This window comes from Planomonospora sp. ID82291 (assembly GCF_015711645.1).
Lineage (GTDB): Bacteria > Actinomycetota > Actinomycetes > Streptosporangiales > Streptosporangiaceae > Planomonospora.
Map to the genome: position 1 here is coordinate 545,175 of NZ_JABTEX010000003.1, position 24,259 is coordinate 569,433.

The following is a 24,259-nucleotide window of genomic DNA, read 5'->3' on the forward strand; positions in this document are numbered from 1 at the left end:
GACTCCCTCCAAGACTTCCGTACATGTTCGAGCGACGCCGGAGGGCAAGGCCGACAGCCTTCCAGTGTGCTCGCCTAACGCCTGACCCTACTCACCTATCCGTCCCCCATGCACTCCCCTCGATCAGCCCAGCGCGAACCCGGTCCGCCCGGGTCCCCGTATCCCCGGCATCCCGCCCCCGCCGCGCGCACCGCCGATATCGTGGCCGCGCGGGCAATCATCGGAGCGGACTCACCCGGGGGGACCCATGACGCCTGACGCCGACGTCACCGGGACCACCGGGACCACCGGGACCACCGGGACCACCGGGATCATCGTCGTCCCGCACACCCACTGGGACCGCGAGTGGTACCTGCCCTTCCAGCGCTTCCGCGCCGGGCTGGTCCGCATGCTCGACCGGGTCCTCGACGACCTGGCCGCCGACCCCGCCCACCGCTTCACCATGGACGGCCAGCTCGCCGCGCTGGAGGACTACCTGGAGGTGCGGCCCGAGCGCAGAGCGCTGGTCGGATCCCTCGTCTCCGGGGGCCGGCTCGCGGCCGGGCCGTGGCTCGTCCTGGCCGACGCGTTCCTGTGCGCGGGCGAGACCCTCATCCGCAACCTCGAGTACGGCGTGCGCGGCGCCGAGGCGCTCGGCGGCGCGATGCGCGTCGGCTACCTCCCCGACCAGTTCGGCCACTGCGCCCAGCTGCCGCAGATCCTCCGGCTGGCCGGGTTCGAGCACGCCTGCCTCTGGCGCGGCGTGCCCGCCCGCGTCGACCGCGCCGCCTTCGCGTGGACCGGCGCGGACGGCAGCACCATCCGCACCCAGTACCTCCCCGGCGGGTACGGCAACGCCGCCCACCTGCTCAGCGGCCCCGGCGAGGCACTGGCCGACCGGCTGGCCGCCCTCACCGAGGCCCTGCGCCCCTGGCACCCGGACGGCCCCGTGCTGGCCATGTACGGCAACGACCACACCACCCCCGATCCGGGCATCGCCGCGGCCGGGCTGCGGCTGGCCACCCTCGGCGAGTACCTCGCCGCCCGCGGCCCGTCCGTCGACGGCCTGCCCGTGGTGGAGGGCGAGCTGCGCTCCCACGCCCGCGCCCACCTCCTGCCCGGCGTCGTCTCCGCCCGCATCCCCGTCAAGCGGGCCATGGCCCGCGCCGAACGCGTCCTCATCCGCTACGCCGAACCGCTGGCCGCCCTCTGGCCGCCCGGCGACGGCTCCGCCGTCCGGCGGCTCCTGGACGCGGCCTGGCGCCGCCTCATCGCCTGCAGCGGGCACGACTCCGTCACCGGCTGCGGGTCCGACGAGACCGCCCAGCAGGTCGCCGCCCGCATCGCCGAGGCCGAGCAGACCGGCCAGGCCGTCGTCGACCTGGTCAGCGCCTCCCTCGCCGACCGGGCCGGCCGCGACCGGCTCGTGACCGTCAACCCCTCCCCCTTCACCCGGACCGCCCTGGTCCTCGCCGACCTGCCCGAGTCCCGTTCCCGCCTGCTCGGCCCCGACGGGGAACCGGTGCCGCTGCAGCGGCTCGAACTCGCCCCCACCCTGCTCGACGAGACCGTCGTGGACGACCTCACCCGGCTCCTCGGCCGGATCCACGACCGTGAGGCCTCCGGCCAGGAGATCGTCTCCTGGAGTGCCGAGGAGGACCTGTTCACCGTCGTCGTGGGCCGCCACGGCTCGCCCGGGTACGACTACGCCGCCCTGCGCCGCGCCGTCCTCGACGGCGCGGCCGCCCGGCCCGGCCCCTGGCGCGTGCGGACCCTCGCCGAACCGGTCGTCACCGTCGCCGCCCTCGTCACCGTCCCGCCCCTCGGCCGCACCGTCCTGACCGCGGCCCCCGCCTCCGCCGCCGCGCCTCCCCCTGCGGAACCTCCCGGAGGGCTCCCTCCGGCGGGACCGCCCCCGGCGCAGACACCGCTCCGACCGGAACGGGCCGCCGCGTCCCGCCCCGCCGCGCCCCCCGCGGCCGGCCACGGCTGGATCCGCCCCGCCGAGGGCGTCCTCGACAACGGACTGCTCCGCGTCGCCGTCGCCCCCGACGGCACCCTCTCCCTCACCTCCCGCGACGCGCAGGCCCGCGGCGTCGGCCGCATCGTCGATGGCGGCGACGCCGGGGACACCTACGACCACGCGCCGCCCCGCCGCGACCTCCTGGTCGACGTCCCCGTCTCCGTCGAGGTCGAGAGCGTCTGCGCCGGACCGCTGGTGTCCGTGCTGGAGATCCGGCGCACCTACCGCTGGCCCGCCGCGTCCGGAGAGGACGGCCGGTCCGCCGCCACCGAGACCGTCACCGTCACCACCCGCGCCGAGCTCCGCGCGGGCGAGCCGTACCTGCGGCTGGAGACCTCCTTCGACAACCGCGCCCGCGACCACCGCGTCCGCTGGCACGCCCCGCTCCCCCGGCCCGCCGCCGAGTCCTTCGCCGAGGGGCAGCTGGCCGTCGTCCGGCGCGGCCTGACCGCCGAGGGCGGCTGCGGCGAGCACCCCCTGCCCACCTTCCCCGCCGAGGGCTTCGTCGCGGCGGGCGGGCTCGCCGTCCTGCTCGACCAGGTCACCGAGTACGAGCTGACCGGCGGGGAACTCGCCCTGACCCTGCTCCGCTCCGTCGGCCACCTGTCGCGCGACCGCAACGCCCGTCGCGAACGGCCCGCCGGTCCCCCGCTGCCCACCCCCGCCGCCCAGTGCCCCGGTCCCACCGCGATGCGCTTCGCCGTGCTCCCGCACACGGGCACCTGGGACGAGGCGGGCCTGCCGCGCCTGGCCGAGGAGTACCGCCACGAACTGCTGGCCGTACCGGGCTCGGGACGCGACGGCCGCGTCCCTCCCGCGGCCGGCCGCGTGGCGGACACCGTCGGGCGGCTCTCCGTCGGGCGGCTCTCCGTCGGGCGGCTCTCCGTCGAGGGCCCCGGCGTGGTGCTGACCGCGCTGCGCGAGCGCGGCGGCGCGCTGGAGGTCCGCCTGGTCGCCGAGCATCCCGCCGCCACCGAGGCCGTGATCCGCGGCTCCTTCACCGCCGCCCGCCGCGCCGACCTGCTCGGCGCGGCGGGCGAGCGGCTGCGGGTCGCCGACGGCGCCGTACGGCTACCGCTGCGCCCCTTCGAGATCGCGACCGTTCACCTGATCAGCTGACGGTCTCGAGCAGCCCGCGCCACACCTCGTCCTCGGCGGCGGCGAGACGGGCGATCTCCTCCTCGTCGGTGGTCTCACCCCAGGCCTCCCTGAGATGGCGGATCGCCGCCTCGACCACCCGCACGCCGTCCCGGAACTGACCCGGACCGCTGTTGCAGGGCAGGCAGAGCGCGTGCCGCGCCCCACCCGTGTCGTGGTCGACGTGCCCCGCCGGACGCGTCCAGCAGACCGCGCACCGCCCCTTCCGCCGGTCGAGCATCCGGTCGGCCTCGGTGATGCCGTATCGCAGTTCCAGGAGGTGGTTTCGCTCACTGCCGTGCTTCTTGGTCTTGTTGGCCCGCATCACCCGGGTGCGGCAGGGCTTGCAGTAGGCGGCGAAGCCGTCCCTCTTCGAACGGTTGCTTCCGAATCCGGCGTGCGGCTTGATCCGCTTGCATCGGGGACAGAACGTGTGCCCCTCAGGGGCAACGACCCGCTCCCGGACCGTTTCCCCTGCTCCCCCTTCCGTTTGCGGTGGCTCGCGACGGAGCGCTTCCGAAAGCGCTCCTTGCAATAGCGGGCCAGCCCGTCCGCCATTCTCCTGGTAAGCCCGAACTCGGTGACCGGCCTGGCCGGTCCACAGTCAGGACAAGTCTGAGAACTCTCCGCCGAGTCCGCACTTACCCCTGATTCAAAATTCAGACATTTTCTACTATTCTCCGCCTTTCTGGACATATGACCGGACGAACTCCTCTGCGTTCTCTTCGAGGACTTCGTCGATCTCGTCCAGGATCGAGTCGACGTCGTCCGAGAGCTTCTCCTGGCGCTCCTGGACGTCGGAGGTCGAGGAGGCCTCGACCTCCTCGGCCTCACGGTCGGTCCGGCCGGTCTGCTTCTGGCCGCCGGTGTCCTTGCTCGCCATCTGTGGCACCTCCGCCTGGGGGACGTCTGCACTTCGTATCTTCCCCGAACCGGCCGACATTTCGCGCGGATCAGCCCGCGATCTTTGCCCGCCGCCCGGGTCGTACCCGGTCGTACCCGCCAGACAACCTCCCCCTCCGCCTCCGGGGCAAATCCATCCCTTGACCGGATAGCAGTGCTACCCAATAATTGGACACCATCACTATCCAAATGGGAGGCCCTCCGCATGTCACCGTCGTCCCTGAGCACCGCCGGGGTGCTGCTCGTCACCGTTCCCGCCGTGGCCTTCGGCGGGGCCTCCCTGCTTGCGCACATCATGCGCGACATCCCTGGATACCTGGACAACCCGGTCCGGCGCGGCCTGTGGCGGGCGGGCCACGCCCATGCGGGCGTCCTGGTGCTCTTCGCACTGGTCGCCCTGCTCTACATCGACCGGGCCGACCTGTCGGAGGACATGAAGGGCCTGACGCGGGGACTGATCGCTGCCGCGCCGGTCCTGATGCCCCTCGGCTTCTTCCTGTCGGTGGTGCGCCCCTCGGACACCGCGCCCAACCGGCTCATCTGGCTGGCGGCGCTCGGCGGGATCTCCCTGGCGGCGGGGACCCTCATCCTCGGAATCGGTCTCATCTGAGGCCCCTTACAGCGTAGATCCATGCCTTTTCAGGGGGATCGATCACCTGTGGAGCGGTCCAAGTAGGCCTTCGCCTCCGTTTCCTGGGATCATTGCCCCGTGAGCACCATCGTCGCCGGCCGGTACCAGCTCGTCGCCCCCGTGGGACAGGGGGCGACAGGCGTCGTATGGCGGGCCTACGACCTGCTGCTGGAGAGGGACGTCGCCCTCAAGGAGATCGCCCTGCCGCCGGGACCCGGCGCGGCCGAGCGGCGGCGCCGGGTGGTCAAGGAGGCGCGGATGGCCGCCCGCCTGAGCCACCGGGGCATCGTGACCGTGCACAACCTGGCCGAGGAGGCCGAGCGCCTCTGGATCGTCATGGAGTTCCTGGAGGCGCTGACCCTGCACGACACCGTGGTGCAGGCGGGTCCGCTCCCCGCGGAGCTCGTGGCGAAGATGGGGCGGCGACTGCTGGAGGCGCTCCGGCACGCGCACGACGGCGGGGTGGTCCACCGGGACATCAAGCCCGCCAACATCATGCTGACCGGCGACCGGGTGGTGCTGGCGGACTTCGGCTTCGCGGGGTTCGAGAGCACCGCGACGACCTCGATGCGCGGCACCCCGGCGTTCATCGCGCCGGAGACCCTGCAGGGCAGGGGCGGCACCCGCGAGGCGGACATGTGGTCGTTCGGCGCCACGCTGTACATGGCCGTGGAGGGCAGGACGCCGTTCCGCACGGTGGACTCCATGGCCGCGCTGATGGCCGCGCTGCAGGAGCCGCCCCGCGCGCCGAAGCGGGCCGGAGCCCTGGAGCCCGTGCTGCGGGGACTGCTCCGCAAGGATCCGGCGGCCCGGCTGACGTCCGAGCAGACGTACGCGATGCTGGTGAATCTGCGTCGCCACAGTGCGGCCTGATCCGTCTCGGACAGACGAGAAAGGCCTTTCCGGTCGACCCTCATACCGGAAAAGGACAAAAAAATAATATTTCACGACATGCGCGCAACTTAATCGTTATAGGCGATACATGTCGCGGCCCGCTGGTGCACCGTTCCAGATGAAACCATGAATGCCCGGAGGGGCCCGGTCTCTACGTGCAACAGGTGAATCATGGCAACGGGAAAGATGCGACCGCTGGGGGATCGGTATCAACTGATTTCGCCGACCGGGAGGGACGGTCCGGGAATCATCTGGCGCGCCCACGACCTGCGGCTCCGGCGCGATGTGGCGATCAAGGAGATTCAGCCGCTGTTCCGCGCGGACGGCGCTGATCTGGACGGCGCACGGCGGCGGGCGATGCGCGAGGCGCGTTCGGCGGCGCGGCTGAGCCACCCGGCGGTGGTCGCGGTGCACGACCTGCTGGAAGAAGGCGGACGGCTCTGGATCGTGATGGAGCTGCTGGAGGCGCTGTCCCTGAAGGAGACGGTGTCCCATCTGGGTCATCTTCCCGTGCACTGGACCGCGTGGATCGGTTTCCAACTGCTGGGAGGACTGCGGCACGCGCACGGAGCGGGAGTGCTGCACCGGGACATCAATCCCGGCAACATCCTGCTGACGGGTGACCGGGTGGTGCTGTCGGACTTCGGCATCGCGGCGTTGAACGGGGATCCGAGCGCGTCGACCACGGTGCCGCTGCACTGCGCGCCGGCCTACGTCGCGCCCGAGCGGCTCCACGGCCGTACCGCGAGCCCCGCGGCCGACCTGTGGTCGTTCGGGGCGAGCCTGTACTTCGCGGTGGAGGGCCGCCCGCCGTACCCCGGTTCGGACTCCCTGGCGGTGCTGGGCGAGGCCGCGCACCGCGCCCCCTCTCCGCCGGTGAAGGCGGGACCGCTCCGCCGGGTGCTGGAGGGGCTGCTCCGGCGCGACCCCTCGGACCGGATCACCGCCGACCACGCCGCGCGCCTGCTCTCGGCGGTCCTCCGAATGGAGGGGGTGGCGGTGGATCCGCCCCGTCTCCCGGCCGCGCGGCTGCCTCCCGACTCGTTCGCGAGGTGACCCGGTACGGGGCCGACCGGGAGCCGCCGGCCGCCCTGCCGGGTCCGGCGGCCGGCGGAACGGGTCCGGCGGCCGGCGGTCAGCGGGCCCGGCGGCCGACGGTCAGCGGGCCCGGCGGCCGGCCCGCCCGGTCCCCGGGACGGGCGCACTCCGCGGCCAGCCGCGCGGCCAGGTGGGGGTGGCCGGCCCAGTGCAGGTGCAGGTAGGAGGCGGCGACCCGGCCGTCGGCGAACCCGTCGGCCCCTCCCCGCCAGCGGAACAGCGGGCGCTCCGGGGCGGGGTCCACCGCCGTGCGGTGGAACTCGTGGCCCCGGTAGCGCTCCCCCTCCCTGGTCAGCACCGAGTCGCGGACGGCGACCGCGTCGCGGTAGCCGAGGGTGAGTCTGCCGGTCATCTCCGCCTCGGCTCCGACGACCCCGCACATCGGCCTGCCGTCCAGGGACCGCGCGAGGTAGAGCAGGCCGGCGCACTCGGCCGCGATCGGTCCGCCGAACGCGGCGATCCGCCGGCGCAGCGGCTCGTTGGCCGACAGCTCGTCGGCGTAGACCTCGGGGAACCCTCCGCCGATGACGACGCCCCGGCTGCCCTCGGGCAGGTCCTCGTCGGTGAGCGGGTCGAACACGGCGAGCTCGGCTCCGGCCGCGGCCAGCAGTTCGGCCTGCTCGGTGTATCCGAAGGTGAAGGCCCTGCCCCCGGCGACGGCGATCCGGACGCTGTCCGATCCGTCCCACGCATCCGATCCGTCCGGCGCGCCGTGTAGGTCCGGCACGCCTCGCACGGCGGGGTGCGCCCCCGCGGACGCGGAGGACGCGGAGGACGCGGCGGCGGACGCAGGGGCGGCGGCGGTGACCGGTGCGGCGGGCACGTGGGCGGGCACGGCGGTGCGCACGGCGGTGCGCACGGCGAGGTCCGGGCTCCACGGGCGGCCGGGCAGCGGCGGGGCCGTGCGCGCCAGCCGTACCAGCGCGTCCAGATCGCAGGAGTCCGCGACGAGCGCCTCGGCGGCGTCCATCGCCCCGGCCGCCCCGGCGCCGTGCTCGGCGGCGGTGACGAGGCCGAGGTGGCGGGAGGGCACGGTGACGGCGTCGCTGCGGCGGATCGCGCCCAGGACCGGGACGCCGCTCTCGGCGAGGGCCTCGCGCAGCAGGCTCTCGTGCCGCTGCGAGCCGACCCGGTTGAGGATCACCCCGCCGAATCTGAGCCGGGTGTCGTAGGAGGCGAAGCCGTGCACCAGCGCGGCCACGGACCTGCTCTGCCGGGCCGCGTCGACGACGAGGACGACCGGGGCGTCCAGCAGGCGCGCGACGTGCGCGGTGGAGGCGAACTCACCGGATCCCGCGCCGTCGTAGAGGCCCATGACCCCTTCGATCACCGCGATGGCGGCCCCCGCCGCGCCGTGCAGGAACAGCGGCACCACGAGGTCCTCCCCGACCAGCCACGGGTCGAGGTTGCGTCCGGGCCGGCCGGTGGCCAGGGCGTGGTAGCCGGGGTCGATGTAGTCGGGCCCGACCTTGTGCGGGGAGACCGCCAGCCCGCGGCGGGTCAGCGCGGCCATGAGGCCGGTGGCGACGGTGGTCTTGCCGGCCCCGGAGGCCGGGGCGGCGATCACCAGCCGGGGCGCGGAGACGCTCATGCCCGCCGCGCCCCGGTACGGCCGGCCGGCCGGACCGCGCACCCGGCCCGGTGGACGGCCCGGCGGACGGCCCAGACGGCCCGGCCGGGTGTGTCGGCGGTCACCATTCGATGCCCTTCTGGCCCTTCTGCCCCGCGTCCATGGGGTGCTTGACCTTGCCCATCTCCGTGACGAGGTCGGCGGCCTCGACCAGGCGCGGGTCGGCGTCCCTGCCGGTGATCACGACGTGCTGGCTCCCGGGGCGGTCCGCCAGGGCGGCCAGCACGTCCTCGACGTCGATCCAGCCCCACGTGATCGGATAGGTGAACTCGTCCAGCACGTAGAGGCGGAAGGTCTCCGCGGCCAGGTCGCGCTTGATCTGCTCCCAGCCCTCCCGGGCGTCGGCGGCGTGGTCGGCCTCGCTGCCGGGGCGCTGGATCCAGGACCAGCCCTCCCCCATCTTGTGCCAGGAGACCGGCCCGCCCTCGCCCGAGTCGCCGAGGACGCGCAGCGCCCGCTCCTCGCCGATGCGCCACTTGGCGGATTTGACGAACTGGAACACCCCAATCGGCCAGCCCTGGTTCCAGGCGCGCAGGGCCAGGCCGAAGGCCGCGGTGGACTTGCCCTTGCCGGGGCCGGTGTGCACGATCAGCAGCGGCCGGGCGCGGCGCTGCCGGGTGGTCAGGCCGTCGTCGGGCACGCTGGCAGGTCTGCCCTGTGGCATGTCACGCCTTTCTCGGGGTCGGGGTCGGTACCGGGGTCGGGGCCGGTGTCGGTACCGGGATCGGAGGCGGTACCGGGATCGGAGGCGGCGCCGGGGCGGGGATCGGTGCCGGGGCGGTCGCGTCCGGGCTCATGCGGCGGTCCGCCGCCGGCGGACCAGGTCGCCGAGGCCGGTCAGGTCGTCCAGGCGCACGGTCTCGGCGCCCATCCTGGCGGCCAGCGACCGGGCCAGGCCGAGGCGGACGTACCCGTCCTCGCAGTCCACCACCACCGCGGCCGTCCCCGTCAGCAGCGCCGCGGCGCGGTGGGACTGCTCCAGCGTGCCGGAGGTGGCCCGGCCGTCGGTCACCAGGATCAGCAGCGGTCGTCTGGCCGGGTCGCGGAGCCGTTCCACGCGCAGCACCTCGGCCGTCCGGACGAGCCCGGCGGCCAGCGGGGTGCGCCCGCCGGTGGGCAGCTCGCGCAGCCGGGCCGCTCCCGCCTCCACGGAGGAGGTGGGCGGCAGGACGAGATCGGCGCCGGTGCCGCGGAAGGTGATCAGGCCGACCTTGTCGCGGCGCTGGTAGGCGTCGAGCAGCAGGCCGAGCACGACCGCCTTGACCGCCTGCATGCGGCGGCGGGCCGCCATGGAGCCGCTGGCGTCGACGGTGAACAGCACCAGGTTGCCCTCGCGCCCCTCCCGCACGGCCTCGCGCAGGTCGCCGCGGCGCACCAGCAGGCCCGGGCCGCTCCTGCCGCGCTCCCGCTGGTACGGCGCGGCGGCCAGGACGGTCGCCGGCAGGTGGAGGGAGCCCGGGCGGCCGTCGGGGACCCGGGCGCCGGTGGTCTTCCCGAGGGGCGTCCTGGCCCGCGACCGCCGCCCCGGCGCTCCGGCTCCGAGGCCGGGCACGGTGAACAGGCGGGCCCGGCGGACCGGGTCGGCCTCGGCCACCTGCTCCCGGCCCGGGCCCGCGCTCTGCGCGCCGGACGGCCCGGCCTCGGCGGAGGACCCGTCCTCCGGGCCGGACCCGGACGGCGGCGCGCCGGGCCCGCCGGCGGGCGCGGGGCCTTCCGGTTCCCGGGACGCGTCACCGGCCGGCGCCCCGTCGGCGCCGGAGCGGGAGCCCTCGTCGCCGTCCGGTCCGGAGGACGGCCCGGAGGAGGACGGCCCGGAGGAGGACGCCGAGGAGGGCCCGGCAGAGGGCGCGGAGCCGTCCGGGCCGCCGGAACCCCCGCCGCCGTCCCCTCCGCCATCGCCCTCCGGGCCGCCGGGTCCGCCCTCGGGGGCGCCGGGATCGTCGTCGGGGATCGCGTCGAGGAGGTCGTCGAGCCGGGACTCGTCCAGGCCGGGCGCGTCGAAGGGATCGCGGCGGCGGCGGTGCGGGAGGGCGAGCCGGGCGGCCTCGCGGACGTCGGCCGCGGTGACCTCGCTGCGGCCCTGCCAGGCGGCGTGCGCGATGGCGGCGCTCGCCGTGACGAGGTCGGCGCGCAGGCCGTCCACCTCGAAGCCCGCGCACACGGCGGCGATCCGCCGCAGCGCGGAGTCCGGCAGCGCCACCCGGGCGACCCGGTCCCGCGCCTCGGCGATCCGCGCGGCCAGAGCCGCCTCCTGCCCGGCCCAGGCCTCGGCGAAGGCCTCCGGGGCGGCGTCGTAGGCCAGCCGGCGCCGGACCACCTCGGCCCGCTCATGCACCTCCCGAGACGCCCTGACCTCGACGGTGAGGCCGAACCGGTCGAGCAGCTGCGGGCGCAGCTCGCCCTCCTCGGGGTTCATGGTCCCCACCAGCAGGAAGCGGGCGGCGTGCCGTACCGACACGCCCTCGCGCTCGACGTAGCAGGTGCCGAGCGCGGCCGCGTCGAGGAGCAGGTCGACCAGGTGGTCGTGGAGGAGGTTGACCTCGTCGACGTAGAGCACGCCGCGGTGGGCGGCGGCCAGCAGGCCGGGTTCGAAGGCCTTCACGCCCTCGGTGAGGGCGCGTTCGAGGTCGAGGGAGCCGGCGAGGCGGTCCTCTGCGGCGCCGACGGGCAGCTCCACCAGGCGGGCCGGGCGGACGGCCGCCTCGCCGGGCTCCGGCCCGGGCGCGCCGTGGGGCCCGTCGGGGCAGCGGGGGTCGGGGGCGGCGGGGTCGCAGGAGAAGCGGCAGCCCCGCACGACCTCCACGGGCGGCAGCAGCGCGGCCAGCGCCCGCACGATCGTGGACTTGGCGGTGCCCTTCTCCCCTCGGACCAGCACGCCGCCGACGCGCGGGGAGACGGCGTTGAGGATCAGGGCGAGTTTGAGGTCCTCAAGACCCACGATCGCGGTGAAGGGGTAGTGCGAGTCGCGCACCGTCGGCATCTCCTCGGGGTGGGTCATGGGGATGGGTCCTGCGGGGTGGGCCGTGCGGAGGGAGCGGTCATGCGGGAAGGCGGAGCCGCCACCGGCCGCCGCGCCCGGTGAGGGCGACGCGGGTCAGCGGCGCGGCGTCGACGCGCCAGAACGACCGGGCGGGGGCGTCCAGCGCGTGGACGACCGCGGCGCGGACGACGGCGGGATGGGTGACGGCGACGGTCCTGCCCGGCGCCACCGCGGAGAGCCAGCCGGACACCCGGCCGAGGAGGTCGAGCACGGATTCGCCGCCGTGGGGCGCGGCCGCCGGGTCGGTGAGCCAGGCGGCGAGCTCCGCGGGTTCGGCGGCCTCGACCTCGGCGAGCGTCATGCCGCGCCAGCGGCCGTGGTCCCAGTCGGCCAGGAGCGGGTCGGGTCCGGCCCGCAGGCCGAGCGCCTCGGCCGTCTGCAGGCACCGCCGTTCGGGCGCCCGCAGAGCCGCCGGGCCCCGGACGCCGGGCGGATCCACCGGACCGTCCGGACCATCCGGAACGTGCGGACCCGCCGTGCCGCTCCGGCCGCCGTCCGGAACCTCCGGGGCGCCCGGGTGTCCCAGGCCGCCCAGGTGTCCCTGGGCGGCCGGGCCGCTCCAGCCGGGGCCGAGTCCGCCGGCCAGCGCGCCGGCGCGGCGCAGGCCCTGCCCGTCGAGCGGTTCGTCGTGCGGGAACGCGGCCCGGGCCGTCGCCGGCGTCGAGGCGTGGCAGACCAGCAGCAGCCGGGTGCCCTCCGGACCGCCCCTCACACCGGGGTACGCGGGCGCGCGGCGGCCTCGCCGGTGCGGCCGAGAGCGCAGGCGAGGGCGAACAGGGCGCCGACGCCGAGCCAGAAGACCGCCTGGGTGCCCAGGGAGGCGATCCGGAAGTCCCACAGCAGGCCGGCGGGGAAGCCCTCGGGCACCTCGTCGACCCCGGGCAGCAGGATCCAGGCGGCGGCCACGGGGAGCAGCGTCGCCGCGCCCGCCGCGAGCCAGCGCCGCCAGGGTTCGCTGCGGGCGGCGTACCGGTGGGTGGCGGCTCCCGCGGCGACGGCGAGGATCCCGATGGCCACCGCGACCAGGTAGAGCGTGGTGCGCTGGCCGATCGTCCCGGGATCGCCGACGGCGGGCGGGTTGGCCGGGTACTTCAGGAACGGGACGAGGACCACCGCGGCGAACGCGCCGGCCGCCAGGACGACGGCGAGCGCCGGTTCCGAGCGGGGCCCCGCCCTGCCCCGCACGGCCGCGTAGGCGAGGGCGAACAGGCCGCCGACCGCCAGGCCGTACAGGGCCAGGGCGAGGAACAGCCCGAACCGCTGACCGTCCCTGCCGACGAGGGCGTCCTCGCCGTGGGAGTGCCCGCCGGCGTCCTCGTGCGCGTGTCCGGCGGGCTCGCCGGCGCCGTGGGAGTGCGCCGCGGGGGCCTCGGCTGCGGCCTCCTCCAGCGCGATGGCCCGGTCGATGTGCGGCTCGCCCACGGTGGAGGCGAAGACGGCCGCCAGCAGTCCGGCGAGCAGCCCGACGAGCATGCCCCGGACGAAGAGTCGAGTGATCACTTCCGGCTCAGTGGCACGGAACGCCGAGCAGGTGGCGCCCGTCGTGCATGAGCTCGTGCAGGTAGTTCCCGGCCTGCGAGATCGCCCCCTGGTCGAAGGCGACCAGGTAGGCCAGGAGCAGCAGCGCCGGTACGGCGAGCAGCCAGCGGGTGAGGGAGGCCCAGGGGATGGGGCGGGAAACGGGCCCGGAAATGGACTGGGCGTGCGGAGCCGAGATCTGGCTCACGGGCACCTCCTTCAGGGATTGCGCGTCCCTTTTCGTCGGTCGGTGGCGGCCGAGTGACCTGGCTCCCGTCCCCGCAGGGCCGGTTACAGTGGCGCGACCGCACCGGAATCTCACCGGATTTCCCCCGCGCCGCCACAAAACACCCGGAACGTACCCCGGGATCGGCCCTCCCGTCAATCTCGGACGATCACGCGCCCCGGCCGCCGCGGAGCGGGCCCCGCATCGGCCGTACCCTCCCCGGGTACGCGGAACCGCGCCGGGACCGTGGGGTCCCGGCGCGGTTGCGCGCGGTCGTCGTCCGGCCCCGGGCCCTCACTTCTCGCCGGTGAGGGCGGTGACCAGGTCGGCGGCGGTGCGGCAGCGGTCGAACAGGTCGCCCACGTGCGCCTTGGTGCCGCGCAGCGGCTCCAGGGTCGGGACGCGCTGCAGGGACTCGCGGCCGGGGATGTCGAAGATGACCGAGTCCCACGAGGCGGCGGCGACCGCCTCGCTGTACTGGCTCAGGCACCGGCCGCGGAAGTAGGCGCGGGTGTCGCTGGGCGGCACCTCGACGGCGCGCTGCACCTCCTCCTCGGTCACCAGGCGCTGCATCCGGCCCCGGGCGACCAGGCGGTTGTACAGGCCCCGGTCGGGGCGGATGTCGGAGTACTGCAGGTCGACGAGCTGCAGGCGCGGGTGCGACCACGGCAGCCCGTCGCGGGTCCGGTAGCCCTCCAGGAGCTCCAGCTTGGCGACCCAGTCGAGCTCCCCGGACAGTTGCATCGGGTCCTCGGCCAGGCGGGTCAGGACCGACTCCCAGCGGTCCAGGACGTCCTTGGTGGGCTCGTCCATGCCGGCGCCGCCGCGGGTCTCGGCGTACTTCCTGGCCAGTTCGAGGTATTCCATCTGGAGCTGGACGGCCGTCAGCCTCCGGCCGTCGCGCATCGTGATCTCGTACTTCAGTGTGGGGTCGTGGGAGACCGCGCGCAGCGCCTGCACCGGGTTCTCCACGGCGAGGTCGCGGGTGAAGTAGCCGTCCTCGATCATGGCCAGGACCAGCGCGGTGGAGCCCAGCTTCAGGTAGGTGGAGATCTCCGACATGTTGGCGTCGCCGATGATGACGTGCAGGCGGCGGTACTTCTCCGGGTCGGCGTGCGGCTCGTCGCGGGTGTTGATGATCGGCCGCTTGAGCGTGGTCTCCAGGCCGACCTCGACCTCGAAGAAGTCGGCCCGCTGGCTGATCTGGAAGCCCTCGCCGCGCGAGTCCTGCCCGATGCCGACGCGCCCGGCGCCGGTGACCACCTGCCGGGAGACGAAGAACGGCGTCAGGTGCCGGACGATGTCGGCGAACGGCGTGGCGCGCCGCATCAGGTAGTTCTCGTGGCAGCCGTAGGAGGCGCCCTTGTTGTCGGTGTTGTTCTTGTAGAGCTGGATCGGCGCGTTGCTCGGGATCGCCGAGGCGCGCACCGCGGCGTCGTGCATGACCCGCTCCCCCGCCTTGTCCCAGAGCACCGCGGCCCGGGGGTTGGTGCACTCCGGCGTGGAGTACTCGGGGTGGGCGTGGTCGACGTACAGCCGCGCTCCGTTGGTGAGGATCACGTTGGCCAGGCCGAGGTCCTCGTCGGTGAGCTGGCTGGCGTCGGCCACCTCCCTGGCGAGGTCGAAGCCCCGCGCGTCGCGCAGGGGGTTCTCCTCCTCGAAGTCCCACCGCGCCCGCCGCGCCCGGGCCGCCGAGGCGGCCAGGTAGGCGTTGACGACCTGGGAGGAGGTCACCATCGCGTTGGCCCCCGGCTGTCCGGGCACGGAGATGCCGTACTCGGTCTCGATGCCCATCACCCGCCGTACCGTCATGCGCACCCTCTGTTCATCCGGGGCTGTCGTGTCCGCCGTATATATCCCCGAGCCTAGACCCTTCACTATGCCCAGCGCTTGGACAGTTATGGCACCGAGGCCTTTCGGTCCAGCGGCGCGACCTCCGGCGAGGGCTCGGCGGGGACCAGGAGGGAGGCGGCGGCGCGGCGCCGCCGGCGGGCCTTCACGAACTCCTGGACGGGCCGCTCGGCCACCCGGTGGACCGCGTAGGAGAAGGCCATCGTGGCCAGGACCGTGACGAGGGCGGTCAGCCAGGGCGGCAGCGCGTCGCGCAGCGCGGGGACGATCAGGACGGCCCCGGCGGTGTGGAACAGGTAGACCGGGTAGGTGATCGCGCCCAGGACGACCAGGCCGCGCCCGCGCAGCCATCCCAGCCCGCCCAGGGCCACCATGGCCATCAGCGCGTAGAAGGTCACCACGGTCGCGACGATCGCCCAGTCGGGCACCGGCATCGCGGCGTAGCCGACCAGGTCGATCCGGCCGTGCACGCGGTTCAGGGCGGCGTCGACGGCCAGTCCGCCGCTGATGCCGGCCGTGCACCACAGCACGAGGCGGGGACCGTACCGGGTCATGAGGTAGAAGGACATGCCGCCGACGAAGTAGGCCGCGTACTTGGGCATCACGATCAGGTCGACCCAGTGGTTCTCGATGCCCGCGAAGGCGGAGACGCCCGCGGCGGCCAGCCAGACGCCCATGAAGACCAGGCAGCGGCCCAGCGTCGCCCCGACGACCACGAGCACGGAGATGAGCAGGTAGAAGCGGAGTTCGACCCAGAGCGACCAGTAGACGCCGGTGGCGTCGGTGACCTCGAACAGGCGCTGGAGCATGGTCAGGTTCGTCAGGTACTCCCCCGGGCCCAGCTTGGGGTCCAGCGCCGTGGCGGCGGTCAGGCCGTACAGCGCGGCGGTGACGCCGACGCTGATCCAGTAGGCCGGGTAGAGCCGCACGAGGCGGGAGAGCGCGAACGCGCCGAGCCCGCGCCCCCAGATGCTCATCAGGATGACGAATCCGCTGATCATGAAGAACAGCTCGACGCCGAGGATGCCGAGCCCGGAGACCGTGGAGATCGCCGGGAAGAGCTCGGCCGGCACCTCTCCCCACACCGAGCGGAACGCGATGAAGTAGTGGAAGGCCAGCACCGCCAGGGCGGCGACGAAACGCAGGAGGTCCAGCTCGACGAGGCGGCCGCTTCCCCGTGCCGCTCCGCGGGACCCCGCGCCGGTCAACGGACGACCGGTCCGGAATGTTCACGCACGCCCCTTGGACGACATACCGACCCTTTGGGTTCCCTGGGGTGGATTTTTACTTTTACTCAGTCGGCGTCACCAGGGCCACACCAGGCGATGTTCGCCTCTCCCGGCGGGAGAAGTTCCGGCTGGTGGGGACCAGGGCGGCCGCGACGGGCGCCGAAAAGCACACCAGAGCGCAGACGGCCAGTACCGGCCGCAGGCCGAAGGCGTCGACGGCCGGGGCGAGGAAGGCCAGGCCGACGGGGGCCAGGCCGTAGGAGACGAGGAAGTCCAGCGAGGACACCCGGGCCAGCAGACGCGGCTCGACCTCGCGCTGGGTGGCGGTGAACCAGGGCACGTTGAACAACTCGATGCCCAGTCCGGCGATCGCGTAGGCGGCGAACACCGCCGCCGGGTGGACCGGCAGGAGCAGGCTGAGCGGCGCGAACCCGTACAGCGCCAGACCGGCCAGCGCGGCCCACCCCTGGGCGCGCGGCCTCCACCGGGCCACGAGGACGGCTCCGGCGAGCGCGCCGAGGGTGTAGGCGGTCAGGGCCGCCGCGAGAACCGCCTCGGTCCCGTAGCGGTCGCGGCTGACCAGCGGGAGCGCCACCCCGGTGGCGGAGTATCCGGTGAAGATGACGGCGGCCAGCGCGGCCAGGCCGGCCAGGAACCACGGATGCCGCCGTGCCTCGCGCACGCCCTCGCCGAACTCCTTCAGCAGTGACGCCCTGTCGGCCGCGGGCGCGGGGGCCCGCAGGCTCCGGGACGGCAGCAGCGCGGCGATCAGCCACAGCAGGCCGGTGCCGACCAGCAGCGTCCAGGTGTCCAGTACGACCGCCGCCAGTGCGGTGGCCGTCGGCGCGACCAAGGTCGTGACGCGCACCGCCAGGGTGAGGGCGGCATTGGCCTGCCGGCGCCGGCCGGCGTCGACCACCTCGGCGGTGAGCGCCTGGAAGGCCGGCCGGCACGCGCCCTGACCGGCGCCGACGACCGCCGCCGCGGCGCTCATGAGCAGGACCGAGCGGCCAAGGCCCAGCGCGATGAGCGGGGTGGCCAGGGCGGCGGCCAGGCCGGCCCACAGGACGACGGCCCGGCGCGAGTACCGGTCGGCCAGGACCCCGGCGACGGGCACCGCGACGAGGAAGCCCACGGTGCGGGCGGCCAGGACGATTCCGAGGCCGGCGGCGGTGAGCGAGCGGTCCAGCACGGCCAGCCCGAGGATGAACGGCAGCGCCCAGGTCGCCAGGCCGGAGGCGGTGGTGCCGCACCACAACCGGACGAATCGCCGCTCGCGCAGGATGGAGCGCGGTGGCGGGTGGGCGGCGTCCGAAGCGATGGGCGTCGGTGTGATCACAGGGGGTGTCCTCCGGACGAGTTCAGGTCGGGCGCTGGGGCGGATTCGACAACATGATAGTGAAAACCACTATCATTTGCGTTCCATGAGGATCTCCCCTAAACCCCGTACCGCTGCTCTCGCCGGGCTTCTGCTGGCGCTCACGACGGCCGGCTGCGGCGCCGGTCCGGCGTCCCCGGCCTCTCCCACGGCTCCCGCATCGGCCGCTTCCGCCGCGCCGGTGAAGGTGGAGAGCTGCGGTCACGACCTCTCGTTCGCCCGCCCTCCGCAGCGGGTGGTCACGCTGGACCAGTCCTCGACCGAAACCCTGCTGGCGCTGGGGCTTCAGGACCGCATGGCCGGAACCTCCAACCTCAAGACCAAGGTGGCGGCGCAGTACCAGAGCGCCTACGGCACCGTCCCCGTGCTCAACCCGAAGCTCCTCACCGCCGAGCAGCTCCGTGCGGCCACCCCGGATCTGGTCGTCTCCTCCTTCACCGATCTGTACACCAAGGACCGCGTCGGCACCCGCGAGGAACTGCGCCGGCTGGGGCTGCCGTCCTACGTGAGCGCGGTCGACTGCCCGGAGGGCGGCGGGTCCGGCCGCACCCCGTTCGACCTGCTGCTGCGCGACTACGAGAACCTGGGCCGGATCTTCCGGGTCGAGGACCGGGCCGCGAAACTGATCGCCGAACAGCGCCAGGCCCTCGACCGGGCCGCCGACGTGCGCTCCAGCGTGACCGGCGAGCCCACGGTCGTCTGGCTGTACTCGGTGTACGCCGGTCTGCCGTACGTCGCGGGCAACGGCGGCATGCCCAGTGCCATGAGCGAACTGGTCGGCGTCCGCAACGCCTTCGACGACGTGGACGAGGACTGGCCCGAGGTGTCCTGGGAGGAGATCGCCAGGCGGGATCCGGACATCATCGTGATCGGCGATCTGTCCGAGCGCGGAGCAGCGGGGGACAGCGCGGCGGAGAAGCTGGCCATGCTGCGCGAGGAGCCGACGATGTCGAAGCTCACCGCCGTCAAGGAGAACCGCATCGTGCAGGTTCCCGGAATCGAGATGGACCCGTCGGTGCGCACGGTGAACACGCTCGGCCTCTTCGCCGACGGACTGCGGAAACTCGGTCATGTCCGCTAACGGCGTCGATGTGTCGGTCCTCCACCCCGCCGCCAGAGACCGCACCCCACCCGGTGATGTCCGCGCTGATCCGCCGGGCCGCCCAGGGGCGTCCGTCGCGGTGCTGCTCCTGGCCGGGGCGGGGCTGCTGATCGCTTCCGTGGCGGTCTCGGTGCTGATCGGCACCTCTGAGATCACCTATGCCGATCTGGGCCGCGTCCTGGGAACCCGTCTGGGCCTGCCGGTGGACCCCCTGCCCGGCCTGCTCGACTCGCTCGTCTGGGACCTGCGCGTGCCCCGCGTGCTCCTGGCGGCGCTGGTGGGCGCCTCGCTCGCGCTGTGCGGGGCGGTGCTGCAGGCGGTGACCCGCAACGGCCTGGCCGACCCCTATCTGCTGGGCATCTCCTCCGGCGCGTCCACCGGCGCGGTGGCCGTCGTCGTCCTCGGGCTGGGCGCGGGCCCGTTCTCGGTGGCCGGCGGCGCGTTCGCCGGCGCGCTGCTCTCGTTCGCCCTGCTCATGGTGTTGCTGCGGCGCAGCGGCATGGGCTCCATGAGGATCGTGCTGACCGGCGTCATCGTCGCGGAGCTCTTCGCGGCGATCACCGCACTCGTGATGATCGCCTCCGGGGACGCCGACAGCACCCGCGCGATCCTCCACTGGCTGCTCGGCTCGATGGCCTCGGCCCGATGGGACGCGGTGATCGCGAGCGCGGTCGTCACCGTCGCAGGATTGTGCGTCATCTGGCCGTACGCCACCGCCCTGGACGGGTTCTCCTTCGGCACCGACACGGCCTCCTCCCTGGGCATCGACGTGCGAACGACCCGCATCGTGCTGCTGGGCCTCACGGCGCTGCTCACCGCGGTGGCCGTGGCCGGCGTGGGCGCCGTCGGCTTCGTCGGCCTGATCGTGCCCCACGGCGTGCGTTTCCTGGTCGGCCCGCTGCACCGGGTGCTGCTTCCCTTCAGCGCCCTGGCCGGCGCGATCTTCCTGGTGTGGACCGACGCGCTGGCCCGCGTCGCCTTCGCCCCGCAGGAGGTACCGGTCGGCGTGTTCACGGCCCTCCTCGGCGTTCCGCTGTTCCTGCTGATCCTGCGCAGGCGAGGTGAGCTGTGAACATCGACGTCGAGCGCCTCGCCTGGGGCGTCCCGGGCAAGCCCATCGTCCGGGACGTCACCGTGCGCATCCGATCCGGGCAGACCGTGGGGCTGATCGGTCCCAACGGCTCCGGTAAATCCTCCCTGCTGCGGTGCATCGCCGGACTCCGCGAACCCACCGCGGGCGTGATCCGCTACGACGGGCACGACATCCGCGGCTGGAGCGCCCGCCGGATCGCGCGGCGGGTCGCCTTCGCCGAGCAGTCCGTCGACGCCGACAGCGACCTGCGGGTCGCCGACGTCGTCGCGCTCGGCCGCATCCCTTTCCGAAGCCCGTGGAAGGACCTCGACCGAACCGACCGGAGGGTCATCGACGCCGCGCTGGAGCGCCTTGAGTTGGCCGGACTGCGGACCAGGGAGTGGAAGACCCTCTCCGGCGGTGAACGCCAGCGCGCCCACATCGCACGCGCCCTCGCTCAGCAGCCCTGGTGCATCCTGCTCGACGAGCCCACCAACCACCTGGACATCAAACACCAGCTCGCGCTGATGGACCTGCTGGCCGGCACCGACCAGACCGTCCTGGTGGCCCTGCACGACCTGTCGCTGGCGGCCCGCTCCTGCGACCGGCTGATCCTGATGAGCGGCGGCGCGCTCATCGCCGACGGAACCCCTGAGGAGGTCCTCACCCCCGAACGGCTGCGGAACGTCTTCGACGTCGAGGCCCGTGTCGCTCCTGACCCGCTGGGAAACCTGGCCATCGCTTACGCCCGCCCCGGTGCGCCGATCACCGCCGTCGCCGCGCCGCCCGACTGAGCCGGCCCATGCCGTCGGCGGCTTGCGGCGTCCACGCGGGCTCCAACCGGTGGCTTCTCAGCGCTTCGACGAAGGCCGCGTGGTCCCGCCGTACCTGGTCCGCATATGCCACGGCGAAGTCCCCCACCGCCTCCGTGAAGGCGTCGCCCGCTCCCAGGTAGGCGGCGATCGCGGTCGCGTCACCGGAGCGGGCGTGGCCGTGCGCCAGCGTCCAGCCGCACGCGCCGGCGTAGCGCTTCAGCCGCTGCGGGCCCATCGCCGGAATGTCGGCCGCCCCCTTCATGTCGCGGAACTGCCGCCAGTAGTGGTCCCGCAGCGGAGCCGCCAGGGACCAGCCGAGAAAGATGTCACCGCTCGCCTGCATCAACCGCTGCCCCTCCACGACGCGCTGCCCTCCGCAGGAGAACCCGCTGCCGGGCAGGTGGGCCTCCAGCACCGATGCACCGGCCTCCTTGACCTGCAAGAAGAGTGGTTCGTCGTGCTCACGTCCCTGCATCAGGACGAGGAAGCAGCGCGTGCCGACGCTGCCCACCCCCACCACCTTCAACGCGACGTCGACCATCCGGAAACGCGACAGCAGATGCCTCCGGTCACCTGAGAGCGACGACAGGTAACCGGTGAAGCTCTCCTCCACCTGACGGTGGAACGCCGCCCGATCCCCGTGCTCTCCCATCTCCCGCAGCGGGACGAGCAGCGGCGGTTCGCTTCTGATCCGCAGCCGCCCGCCGACCCTCTCGGTGAGCCTGCTCAGCACACGCCCGCTGGTCCGCCTGCTCGCTCTCTCCTGAGCCGAGGCGAACCGCCTGCGCTCCTTCCCGCGCGGGATCCTGTCCTTGATCATTTGCAGCGAGACCTGCGCGTACCACACGTCCAGCACACCCGCGGAGGCGAACCCCGCCATGGCCCGCTGGTAGGCGGTCACCGACCGCACGGCCGCCTCGCGGCCTTCGGCGTCCCCGCAGCCGTTGTCACGCGCGGCGAGCACGAAACTGGCCGCCAGCCGCTTCACGTCCCACTCCCACGGACCGGGCAGCGTCTCGTCGAAGTCGCTGACGTCGAAGACCTGTCTGCGCTCGGGGGAGGCGAACGTCCCGAAGTTCGCCAGGTGCGCATCACCGCACAGCTGCACGGTGAAGCCGGTGACCGGAGTGCACGAGAGGTCGGCGGCCATCAGTGCCGCGCTCCCCCGGAAGAAGGCCAGCGGCGACTCCGCCATCCGCGCGTGCCGGACGGGCAGCAGCCAGGGCAGCCGACCGGCTTCCTGCGCCGACAGCCGGGCGACGGGGTCGGGACGGTTGCGGGACGGCACCCATCCGGCGTGCTCCCGGCGCGGAACGGCCTTACGGGCGGCCCTGCCCACCGCGGCCCGCTCTGCGGACACCGCCTTGCGGCTCTCCATCGCGTCTCCCTGCCACCCGGTCCGCGCCGTCCGGCCACACCGGGAGAGCCCCACCGAACGGGGGGTCTCCCCGTGTCCCGTCCTCATCTCCAGCATGCGCCCGGCGCCCGCGGGGGCCGGACGGCGGGTGGGTGTTGGGCCTCCGCGTCCGCTTACGCCTGTGTTGGGCGTTCGGCCGCCGCGCCCGCTTACGCCTGTGTTGGGCGTTCGGCCGCCGCGCCCGCTTACGCCTCTGTATCGCGTCGTGCGCACCGGCGCGAGGAGGCGGTCCCGGACGCGGCCGGACGCGGAACGGCGCGGCCCCCGGGTGGGGAGCCGCGCCGCCGGCGGACGCCGTGCCTACAGGTACTGGCCGGTGTTGGCCACCGTGTCGATGGACCGGCCGGCCTCGGTGCCCTGCTTGCCGGAGACCAGGGTGCGGATGTAGACGATCCGCTCGCCCTTCTTTCCGGAGATGCGGGCCCAGTCGTCGGGGTTGGTGGTGTTGGGCAGGTCCTCGTTCTCGGAGAACTCGTCCACGCAGGCGGCCAGCAGGTGGCTGATCCGCAGACCCTTCTGCTGGGTCTCCAGGAACTGCTTGATCGCCATCTTCTTGGCCCGGTCGACGATGTTCTGGATCATCGCGCCGGAGTTGAAGTCCTTGAAGTACAGGACCTCCTTGTCACCGTTGGCGTAGGTGACCTCCAGGAAGCGGTTCTCCTCGCTCTCGGTGTACATCCGCTCGACCACCCGCTGGATCATGCCCGCGATGGTTCCCTCCCGGCTGCCGCCGTGCTCGGAGAGGTCCTCGGGGTGGAGCGGGAGCTCCGCCGTGAGGTACTTCGAGAAGATGTCCTTGGCCGCCTCGGCGTCCGGCCGCTCGATCTTGATCTTGACGTCCAGGCGGCCGGGCCGCAGGATCGCCGGGTCGATCATGTCCTCGCGGTTGGAGGCGCCGATGACGATGACGTTCTCCAGGCCCTCGACTCCGTCGATCTCGGAGAGGAGCTGGGGGACGATCGTGTTCTCGACGTCGGAGGAGACGCCCGAGCCGCGGGTCCGGAAGATCGAGTCCATCTCGTCGAAGAACACGATCACCGGGGTGCCCTCGGAGGCCTTCTCGCGGGCCCGCTGGAAGACCAGGCGGATGTGCCGCTCGGTCTCGCCGACGTACTTGTTGAGGAGCTCGGGACCCTTGATGTTGAGGAAGAAGCTCTTGCCGGACTGGCCGGTCTTCTCCGCCACCTGCTTGGCCAGGGAGTTGGCCACGGCCTTGGCGATGAGCGTCTTGCCGCAGCCGGGCGGGCCGTACAGCAGCACGCCCTTGGGCGGGCGGAGCCGGTGCTCGCGGAAGAGGTCGGCGTGCAGGTAGGGCAGCTCGATCGCGTCCCTGATCTGCTCGATCTGCCGCATGAGCCCGCCGATCTCCTCGTAGGAGATGTCGGGCACCTCCTCCAGGACCAGCTCCTCGACCTCGGACTTGGGGATGCGCTCGTAGACGTAGCCCGAGCGCGGCTCCAGCAGCAGGGAGTCGCCGGCCCGGATCGGCTGGTCGAGCAGCGACTCGGCCAGCTTCACCACCCGCTCCTCGTCGGCGTGCGAGATGACCAGTGCGCGCCGGCCGTCCTCCAGGAGCTCCTTGAGCATCACGATCTCGCCGATGTCCTCGAAGCCCAGGGCCTCGACGACGTTGAGCGCCTCGTTGAGCATGACCTCCTGGCCGCGCTTCAGCTGCTCGGCGTCCACCGCCGGGCTGACGTTCACGCGGAGCTTGCGCCCGCCGGTGAAGACCTCCACCGTGCCGTCGTCCCTGGCCTCCAGGAAGACACCGAACCCGGACGGCGGCTGCGCCAGCCGGTCGACCTCCTCCTTGAGCGCGACGATCTGGTCCCGGGCCTCCTTGATGGTCGCGACCAGCCGCTCGTTGTGGCCGGTGACGGCCGCTAGTTTCGCCTGTGCCTCGTGGAGATGCTCTTCGAGGACCCTGGCCTGCCGGGGAGACTCCGTCAGCTTCCGACGCAGCGCGGTGATCTCCTCCTGCAGGAAGGCGACCTGTGTTGTGAGGTCGGCGACCTCCCGTTCGCGCTGCGCGGCTCGAGCCTCAGCGTCGTCGCGAGCTGCCACGCCGTCACCTCCTTCCCAGTCGAGACCGACTACTCAAGACCCTACCCATCTGGGGGCTGTCCGTTACCTGGCCGGGCGGTATTCGTATGACTACATTAAGTGCACAGTGATTAATCCCTTATATAGCGTTTAGCGCTGTCAGCATAAGAACACGTCACTCTGTTCCCGTGTCATGCCCGGCGTCCGTTGTGGCCTAATCGTCATGTGGTGGAGATCACGGCCGGGAGCACGGAGGACGGCGCGGAGCAGGGC

The 24,259-nt window shown here is 73.3% G+C and carries 20 protein-coding genes and 1 riboswitch; of the genes, 7 read left to right on the top strand and 13 right to left on the bottom strand.

Annotated features, from left to right (window positions below; translation table 11 throughout):
• The first annotated feature begins 247 nt into the window (after window positions 1-247).
• The gene (locus HS045_RS21695) at window positions 248-3,121 is read left to right on the top strand and encodes a glycoside hydrolase family 38 C-terminal domain-containing protein (protein WP_196453274.1); all 2,874 of its coding nucleotides are present in this window, start codon (window positions 248-250) and stop codon (window positions 3,119-3,121) included.
• Here the strand turns inward: HS045_RS21695 and HS045_RS21700 are convergent.
• Complete coding sequence (locus HS045_RS21700) at window positions 3,114-3,464, bottom strand: endonuclease domain-containing protein (RefSeq protein ID WP_196453275.1); 351 nt, start codon at window positions 3,462-3,464, stop codon at window positions 3,114-3,116. The genes HS045_RS21695 and HS045_RS21700 overlap by 8 nt on opposite strands.
• 348 nt (window positions 3,465-3,812) lie before the next feature.
• A complete protein-coding gene (locus HS045_RS21705; protein WP_196453276.1) occupies window positions 3,813-4,022 on the bottom strand; it encodes a ubiquitin-like protein Pup in 210 nt (69 codons plus the stop codon).
• Window positions 4,023-4,247: 225 nt separating this feature from the next.
• Between HS045_RS21705 and HS045_RS21710 the strand changes: the two genes are divergently transcribed.
• The 3 genes from HS045_RS21710 to HS045_RS21720 all read left to right on the top strand — a co-directional run bounded on the left by HS045_RS21710 (window position 4,248) and on the right by HS045_RS21720 (window position 6,623).
• Entirely contained in the window at window positions 4,248-4,652 is a 405-nt protein-coding gene (locus HS045_RS21710; protein WP_196453277.1) for a hypothetical protein, read from the top strand.
• A 99-nt stretch (window positions 4,653-4,751) separates the two neighbouring features.
• On the top strand, window positions 4,752-5,546 hold the full coding sequence (locus HS045_RS21715) for a serine/threonine-protein kinase (protein ID WP_068899398.1): 795 nt from the start codon (window positions 4,752-4,754) through the stop codon (window positions 5,544-5,546).
• Between the two features lie 207 nt (window positions 5,547-5,753).
• Window positions 5,754-6,623 carry a serine/threonine-protein kinase gene (locus tag HS045_RS21720; RefSeq protein WP_196453772.1) on the top strand — a complete coding sequence of 290 codons (870 nt, stop codon included), beginning with the start codon at window positions 5,754-5,756 and terminating at the stop codon, window positions 6,621-6,623.
• A gap of 79 nt (window positions 6,624-6,702) precedes the next feature.
• Here the strand turns inward: HS045_RS21720 and HS045_RS21725 are convergent, their stop codons facing one another.
• From HS045_RS21725 to HS045_RS21765, 9 genes are all read right to left on the bottom strand, one after another.
• Window positions 6,703-8,256 carry a cobyrinate a,c-diamide synthase gene (locus HS045_RS21725; RefSeq protein WP_196453278.1) on the bottom strand — a complete coding sequence of 518 codons (1,554 nt, stop codon included), beginning with the start codon at window positions 8,254-8,256 and terminating at the stop codon, window positions 6,703-6,705.
• A 100-nt stretch (window positions 8,257-8,356) separates the two neighbouring features.
• The gene (gene cobO, locus HS045_RS21730) at window positions 8,357-8,959 is read right to left on the bottom strand and encodes a cob(I)yrinic acid a,c-diamide adenosyltransferase (RefSeq protein WP_196453279.1); all 603 of its coding nucleotides are present in this window, start codon (window positions 8,957-8,959) and stop codon (window positions 8,357-8,359) included.
• A gap of 129 nt (window positions 8,960-9,088) precedes the next feature.
• Window positions 9,089-11,293 (bottom strand): VWA domain-containing protein, encoded by a 2,205-nt coding sequence (locus HS045_RS21735; protein ID WP_230884526.1) that lies wholly within the window; start codon window positions 11,291-11,293, stop codon window positions 9,089-9,091.
• A gap of 40 nt (window positions 11,294-11,333) precedes the next feature.
• A complete protein-coding gene (locus HS045_RS21740; RefSeq protein WP_307827639.1) occupies window positions 11,334-12,047 on the bottom strand; it encodes a histidine phosphatase family protein in 714 nt (237 codons plus the stop codon).
• Window positions 12,044-12,835: a CbtA family protein gene (locus HS045_RS21745; RefSeq protein WP_196453280.1), complete on the bottom strand. Its 792-nt coding sequence runs from the start codon at window positions 12,833-12,835 to the stop codon at window positions 12,044-12,046. Before HS045_RS21745 ends, HS045_RS21740 begins: the two co-directional genes overlap by 4 nt.
• Before the next feature lie 7 nt (window positions 12,836-12,842).
• Complete coding sequence (locus HS045_RS21750) at window positions 12,843-13,061, bottom strand: CbtB-domain containing protein (protein ID WP_196453281.1); 219 nt, start codon at window positions 13,059-13,061, stop codon at window positions 12,843-12,845.
• Window positions 13,062-13,090: 29 nt separating this feature from the next.
• Window positions 13,091-13,210: riboswitch (cobalamin riboswitch) on the bottom strand.
• 163 nt (window positions 13,211-13,373) lie between these two features.
• Window positions 13,374-14,891: a depupylase/deamidase Dop gene (dop, locus tag HS045_RS21755; RefSeq protein WP_196453282.1), complete on the bottom strand. Its 1,518-nt coding sequence runs from the start codon at window positions 14,889-14,891 to the stop codon at window positions 13,374-13,376.
• A gap of 86 nt (window positions 14,892-14,977) precedes the next feature.
• The gene (locus HS045_RS21760) at window positions 14,978-16,138 is read right to left on the bottom strand and encodes an acyltransferase (protein WP_196453283.1); all 1,161 of its coding nucleotides are present in this window, start codon (window positions 16,136-16,138) and stop codon (window positions 14,978-14,980) included.
• A gap of 82 nt (window positions 16,139-16,220) precedes the next feature.
• On the bottom strand, window positions 16,221-17,498 hold the full coding sequence (locus HS045_RS21765) for an MFS transporter (protein WP_374191404.1): 1,278 nt from the start codon (window positions 17,496-17,498) through the stop codon (window positions 16,221-16,223).
• 85 nt (window positions 17,499-17,583) lie between these two features.
• Here HS045_RS21765 and HS045_RS21770 point away from each other — a divergent pair, with 85 nt between their 5' ends.
• The 3 genes from HS045_RS21770 to HS045_RS21780 are packed head-to-tail and all read left to right on the top strand — an operon-like array spanning window position 17,584 to window position 20,505.
• Entirely contained in the window at window positions 17,584-18,618 is a 1,035-nt protein-coding gene (locus HS045_RS21770; protein ID WP_196453284.1) for an ABC transporter substrate-binding protein, read from the top strand.
• Window positions 18,608-19,711 (top strand): iron ABC transporter permease, encoded by a 1,104-nt coding sequence (locus HS045_RS21775; RefSeq protein WP_196453285.1) that lies wholly within the window; start codon window positions 18,608-18,610, stop codon window positions 19,709-19,711. The genes HS045_RS21770 and HS045_RS21775 overlap by 11 nt, the downstream gene beginning before the upstream one ends.
• A complete protein-coding gene (locus HS045_RS21780) occupies window positions 19,708-20,505 on the top strand; it encodes an ABC transporter ATP-binding protein (protein ID WP_196453286.1) in 798 nt (265 codons plus the stop codon). The genes HS045_RS21775 and HS045_RS21780 overlap by 4 nt, the downstream gene beginning before the upstream one ends.
• On the opposite strand, the gene HS045_RS21785 is transcribed toward HS045_RS21780, so the two are convergent.
• Together HS045_RS21785 and arc are read right to left on the bottom strand one after the other, a co-directional pair.
• Window positions 20,477-21,904: a DUF2252 domain-containing protein gene (locus HS045_RS21785; protein WP_196453287.1), complete on the bottom strand. Its 1,428-nt coding sequence runs from the start codon at window positions 21,902-21,904 to the stop codon at window positions 20,477-20,479. The genes HS045_RS21780 and HS045_RS21785 overlap by 29 nt on opposite strands.
• A gap of 339 nt (window positions 21,905-22,243) precedes the next feature.
• A complete protein-coding gene (gene arc / locus HS045_RS21790; protein WP_196453288.1) occupies window positions 22,244-24,007 on the bottom strand; it encodes a proteasome ATPase in 1,764 nt (587 codons plus the stop codon).
• Window positions 24,008-24,259 lie beyond the last annotated feature (252 nt).

Coding starts and splice junctions, on each gene's coding strand:
- HS045_RS21695 (WP_196453274.1), top strand. CDS start 248: ATGACGCCTGACGCCGACGTCACCGGGACCACCGGGACCACCGGGACC.
- HS045_RS21700 (WP_196453275.1), bottom strand. CDS start 3,464: ATGCGGGCCAACAAGACCAAGAAGCACGGCAGTGAGCGAAACCACCTC.
- HS045_RS21705 (WP_196453276.1), bottom strand. CDS start 4,022: ATGGCGAGCAAGGACACCGGCGGCCAGAAGCAGACCGGCCGGACCGAC.
- HS045_RS21710 (WP_196453277.1), top strand. CDS start 4,248: ATGTCACCGTCGTCCCTGAGCACCGCCGGGGTGCTGCTCGTCACCGTT.
- HS045_RS21720 (WP_196453772.1), top strand. CDS start 5,754: ATGCGACCGCTGGGGGATCGGTATCAACTGATTTCGCCGACCGGGAGG.
- HS045_RS21725 (WP_196453278.1), bottom strand. CDS start 8,256: ATGAGCGTCTCCGCGCCCCGGCTGGTGATCGCCGCCCCGGCCTCCGGG.
- cobO (WP_196453279.1), bottom strand. CDS start 8,959: ATGCCACAGGGCAGACCTGCCAGCGTGCCCGACGACGGCCTGACCACC.
- HS045_RS21735 (WP_230884526.1), bottom strand. CDS start 11,293: ATGACCCACCCCGAGGAGATGCCGACGGTGCGCGACTCGCACTACCCC.
- dop (WP_196453282.1), bottom strand. CDS start 14,891: ATGACGGTACGGCGGGTGATGGGCATCGAGACCGAGTACGGCATCTCC.
- HS045_RS21770 (WP_196453284.1), top strand. CDS start 17,584: ATGAGGATCTCCCCTAAACCCCGTACCGCTGCTCTCGCCGGGCTTCTG.
- HS045_RS21775 (WP_196453285.1), top strand. CDS start 18,608: ATGTCCGCTAACGGCGTCGATGTGTCGGTCCTCCACCCCGCCGCCAGA.
- HS045_RS21785 (WP_196453287.1), bottom strand. CDS start 21,904: ATGGAGAGCCGCAAGGCGGTGTCCGCAGAGCGGGCCGCGGTGGGCAGG.